This window comes from Staphylococcus sp. HMSC036D05, assembly GCF_001836225.1.
Lineage (GTDB): Bacteria > Bacillota > Bacilli > Staphylococcales > Staphylococcaceae > Staphylococcus > Staphylococcus caprae.
On the sequence record NZ_KV827776.1, the window covers coordinates 1 to 281 of the forward strand.

2 tRNA genes are annotated in these 281 nt (G+C 45.6%); both read left to right on the top strand.

Annotated features, from left to right (window positions below):
• The first annotated feature begins 58 nt into the window (after positions 1-58).
• Positions 59-132 (top strand) — tRNA-Pro (locus tag HMPREF2580_RS03945).
• A gap of 18 nt (positions 133-150) precedes the next feature.
• Positions 151-226, top strand: a tRNA-Ala gene (locus HMPREF2580_RS03950).
• Positions 227-281: the final 55 nt, after the last annotated feature.

Genomic DNA, 281 nt, shown 5'->3' on the forward strand with positions numbered 1-281 from the left:
GTTATGGGTTCGACTCCTATCGGGCGCGCTATTTTATTATTGATTATTTAACTACATACGGGAAGTAGCTCAGCTTGGTAGAGCACTTGGTTTGGGACCAAGGGGTCGCAGGTTCGAATCCTGTCTTCCCGACTTCTTTCTAAATACTTTGGGGGCTTAGCTCAGCTGGGAGAGCGCCTGCTTTGCACGCAGGAGGTCAGCGGTTCGATCCCGCTAGTCTCCACCATTTATATTTTACTCTTAATATGTAGATGAACATTGAAAACTGAATGACAATATGT